Below are 4,393 nucleotides of genomic sequence, written 5' to 3' on the forward strand. Positions count from 1 at the left end.
AATGTTGTTTTAGTAGACCACAATGAGTACGCTCAAAGTGCTGATGGTATAGAAGACGCTAATATAGTTGAAATAGTTGACCATCATAAAATAGGTGGTATAACTACAGATGTACCTATAAGCTTTAGAGTTATGCCTGTTGGATGTAGTTGTACTGTAATATACAATATGTTCAAAGAAAATAATGTAGAAGTCCCTTATGAAATAGCTGGTCTTTTATTATCTGCTATATTATCAGATACATTAATATTCAAATCACCAACAACTACTGAAATGGATAAATTAGCTTGTCAAGAGTTAGCTAAAATAGCTAATGTCAATATGGAGAGCTATGGAATGGAAATGTTTAAAGTTGGTACTTCTTTAGATGAATTCAGCATAGAAGAAATAGTAAATATGGACTTTAAAGAGTTTGATATGAGCGGAAAGAGAGTTGGTATAGGACAGGTATTCACTTTAGATATAGATTCTATACTTTCTAAGAAAGATGATTTCTTATCTTATATAAACTCAACTGAGTATGACATGTTAGTTCTTGCTGTAACTGATATAATAAAAGAAGGTTCTTACTTAATATACAAAGCAGAAGATAAATTAATATCTGAAGCATTTAATGTTGAAGCATCTCAAGGTGTATTCTCTGAAGGAGTTGTTTCTAGAAAGAAACAATTAGTTCCAAACTTAACTGCTGCAGTTAAGAATATATAATAAGCAAAAAAGGAAGGCTAATGCCTTCCTTTTTTCTTTATAAATCTTTAACTAGTTTATTTCGTTAAGTAATCTGTCTATTTTTGTGTTTTTAGGATTTATCACTTCTCTTATTTTAAATGAAAGTATCCTAATTGTAAATAGAACATTTTTTCCAATTTTATAGAATTAATTACATTTTCTCAACATCTGAGTAATCTTCACCAAAAGTTTCAACTGTTACTGACTTCATTACTTGTGGAGTCTTAGGCTTATCTCCTCTATCTGTAGCTACTGTAGCTATTTCATCTACAACATCTAATCCTTCTATTACTCTACCAAATCCAGCATATTGTCCATCTAAATGTGGAGAGTTTTTGTGCATTATGAAGAATTGAGAACCAGCTGAGTTTGGAGCCATAGTTCTAGCCATTGATATTACTCCTCTTTCATGCTTTAAGTTGTTAGTGAATCCATTTCCTCTGAACTCACCCTTTATTGAATGTCCTGGTCCGCCCATCCCTGTTCCATTTGGACATCCTCCTTGTAACATGAATCCTTCTATTACTCTGTGGAATCCAACACCATTGTAGAATCCTTCATTTATTAATGTTACAAAGTTTTTAACTGTGTTAGGAGCTATGTTAGGGTATAATTCCACCACTATTTTCTTTCCATTTTCCATTTCTATAGTTACTATAGGATTTTTATTTTCCATAATTATTACCTTCTTTCTTTCGTATTTTCTTAGATTATGTAATCACATATATATTATATACTAACTTAGGAAAAAATCTCCCTAAATTTTCTATTTATATTAAAATTTCTATTTAATATAAATATATTTTATCAATGCCAATTTTCTCTCAAATATAGTCTCTCTAATAGAAAAAACTACTAGAATTCTAGTAGTTTATTTCTCTTCGTCATTTAGTTGTGGAGTCTCTTTATAATCCACTTCTAATAAATCTAATATATTCTTAGCTCTCTCTTTAGTAGATCCTTTTACTTCAACATAGTTTATGTTTTCAGATCTTAAGAAGTTTAGTATAGCTTCATCTATTTGAATTGCTATATCTTCATCTTGCCATCTTACACCATCTTGTATGTATCCAAATTCTCTCGGAACGTATACTATCATGTCATAGTTTTGTATATCTTCTATTGCTAAACAATATAAGTCTTTTAATATTTGTATTTCTTTTTTAGTTCTAGTTTTTGTACCTAACATAAATCTTCCATATACGTATGGTACAAATGTAGCATAGTCTGTAAGAGCATAATCGAATGTAGATAGCTCATCTTCTAATTTCTTTTGGCCTAAGTAGATTCCATATTGTTCAGATATAGTTTCTATCATTCCTTTATCCTTTAAATATTCTGTAGAATATTCAAGAGCATATCCAGCATTTAACCCTGCTATTTTCATTTCAACATATAAATGTTGTATTAGTGTAGTTTTTCCACATCTTGGACCACCTAATACTGCAATTCTTTTAGTTGCCATATTTATAATCAACTCCATGTCTTATTTTGTCAAATTAAAGAACTTTTATATTATACTAATATCTAGAGCTTTATTCAATACGTTTCCTATAATTACATTTATTTGTATGAATTTGATTGTATAATTATACTATATAGTCAGACTTTTACCTATTTCATAGCCTTCTTCGAATTTACTCTTACAAAATTCTGGTTCAAATCTAAGTGTATCATTTTTATCAAAAGGAACTTTAGGCTTAACTACAATCATATTATCATTTTTATAAATGTTTTTTATTTCTTCTGGTAGTATATAGTTATAGTCTGTTGATATTATTATAATTTTATCCACATTATCCTCAATTAATGGTTGAATTAATGTATTGTTAACTAAACCACCATCTAGACTCATTCCATCATATATTCCATCTGAAACATCCTTTATAAATTGTTCTTTAAAACTTAACTTTCCGTTGGGATTAAATGGTAGTAAAGAACTATACTTTATACTTTTTAAGCCTTCTTCTCTATTTACTTTAGATAAGTTAGTTATCTTTTCTTTAATTTTTTTTCCTTCAATCTCTACAAAATTTACATAAAAGTTAATTTTATTACTATTATCATAATTAAGATTATCTAATTGGTTGATAACTTCAGAATTATCCACAGTGTTATTCACTATTTTGACATCGTTTTCAGAAGTTTTCTGAATATTTATCCACATTTTTTCTAAGTTTTCAACATTTTCTGTGAATAAGTAATATCCATTAACTGCTCCTATGGATGTTCCTGATATTGCTGTGAATTGTTTTATCCCTCTATCATATAAAGCTTTAACAACTCCTGCTTGATATGACCCCTTTGCTCCTCCACCTGATAGACATAATCCTATTTTCATAACCTTACCTCTTTTCTTTATATCTCATAGAACTTACTGAATGTTTTATATATACTATAGTGATCTTCTACATTTCCTAATTCTCTTATAGAATGCATAGCTAATATTGGACTTCCAATATCTACTGAAGGTATATCTATATGAGTAGAAGATATTGGACCTATAGTGCTTCCCCCTCTTACATCAGATCGATTAACAAACTCTTGATATTCTACTCCTGCTTCTCTACAAATATTTTTATAAACTGATATAGAATACCCATCACTTGTATAGGCTTGATTTGCATTGATTTTTATTACTGGACCTTTACCCATTACTGGTCTTGTAGTTGGATCATGCTTATCTGTCATATTCGGATGCACTGCATGAGCTAAATCTGCTGAAATCATAAATGATGAATATAAAGCTGTAAAGAATTCTTCTCTAGTTTTTCCTAAGCATATACATACTCTTTCTAATATGTTTATTAACATGTTTGAATCTGCACCTTGCTTTGTAGAGCTTCCTACCTCTTCATTATCAAATACGGCAGTCACATTTATTCCATTTTGACCTTTTGTATCTATTAATGAATGAAGACTTGCATGAGCCATAGATAAATTATCTAGTCTTCCTATAGATATAAACTCTTCATTTGGCCCTATTAAACTACCTTTTTCAAACTCATATAAGAATAAGTCAAAGTCTATTACTTCATCTATATCTACACTTAACTCATTTGCTATAGCATTTAATAAGAAATTATCTTTTTCTAGCGTCTCATTTAATAAACCTACCAAAGGTAACATATCTCTTTGTTTATTAAATTCATATCCTTCATTAATATTTCTATTCATATGTATTGCTAAGTTAGGAATTATACATATAGGCTTGTTTATATTAACTAATCTTTCTGCTGGTCTTAAAACACTCTCGCTTTTAAGTACTACTCTACCAGCAACTCCTAGAGGTCTATCCATCCAAGTGCTTAGTATAGCACCACCATACGCTTCTGTATTTAACTTAAGATATGTATTTTCTACTGACATTTCTGCATTTGGTTTAATTCTAAATGTCGGTGAATCTGAGTGAGAACCTATTATCCTAAATCCTTCATTCTCAATACTTTCTGAATTAACTGTGAATGCAATTAGAGCTGAAGAATTTTTAGTTACATAATATTTTCCCCCAACCTCTATACTCCACTTCTTATCTGATTCTAATTCCTTAAACCCATTTTCTTTTAATAATACTTCTGATGTTTCAACTGCATGAAATGCTGTAGGACTGCTATAAATATAGTCCATTAAATTTTTTGCAAACTCTTTTTTCCCCATACCACTA

At 29.6% G+C, this 4,393-nt stretch carries 5 protein-coding genes; 1 reads left to right on the forward strand and 4 read right to left on the reverse strand.

What is annotated here, in order from left to right; all coding sequences use genetic code 11:
• Positions 1-708: manganese-dependent inorganic pyrophosphatase (locus CHL78_RS19570; RefSeq protein WP_116041738.1), on the forward strand; the 708-nt coding region annotated here is incomplete at its 5' end.
• Positions 709-880: 172 nt separating this feature from the next.
• On the opposite strand, the gene CHL78_RS19575 is transcribed toward CHL78_RS19570, so the two are convergent.
• The 4 genes from CHL78_RS19575 to CHL78_RS19590 all read right to left on the reverse strand — a co-directional run bounded on the left by CHL78_RS19575 (position 881) and on the right by CHL78_RS19590 (position 4,386).
• Complete coding sequence (locus CHL78_RS19575; protein ID WP_094368294.1) at positions 881-1,405, reverse strand: peptidylprolyl isomerase; 525 nt, start codon at positions 1,403-1,405, stop codon at positions 881-883.
• 195 nt (positions 1,406-1,600) lie between these two features.
• Positions 1,601-2,194, reverse strand: coding sequence for an AAA family ATPase (locus CHL78_RS19580; RefSeq protein WP_094368293.1), 594 nt, complete (start codon positions 2,192-2,194; stop codon positions 1,601-1,603).
• 129 nt (positions 2,195-2,323) lie between these two features.
• Positions 2,324-3,070 carry a patatin-like phospholipase family protein gene (locus CHL78_RS19585; protein WP_094368292.1) on the reverse strand — a complete coding sequence of 249 codons (747 nt, stop codon included), beginning with the start codon at positions 3,068-3,070 and terminating at the stop codon, positions 2,324-2,326.
• Between the two features lie 17 nt (positions 3,071-3,087).
• Positions 3,088-4,386, reverse strand: a complete 1,299-nt coding sequence (locus CHL78_RS19590) for a M18 family aminopeptidase (protein ID WP_094368291.1) — start codon at positions 4,384-4,386, stop codon at positions 3,088-3,090.
• Positions 4,387-4,393 lie beyond the last annotated feature (7 nt).

Origin of the sequence: Romboutsia weinsteinii (assembly GCF_002250835.2) — a bacterium.
In the GTDB taxonomy this organism is placed as follows: Bacteria; Bacillota; Clostridia; order Peptostreptococcales; family Peptostreptococcaceae; genus Romboutsia_A; species Romboutsia_A weinsteinii.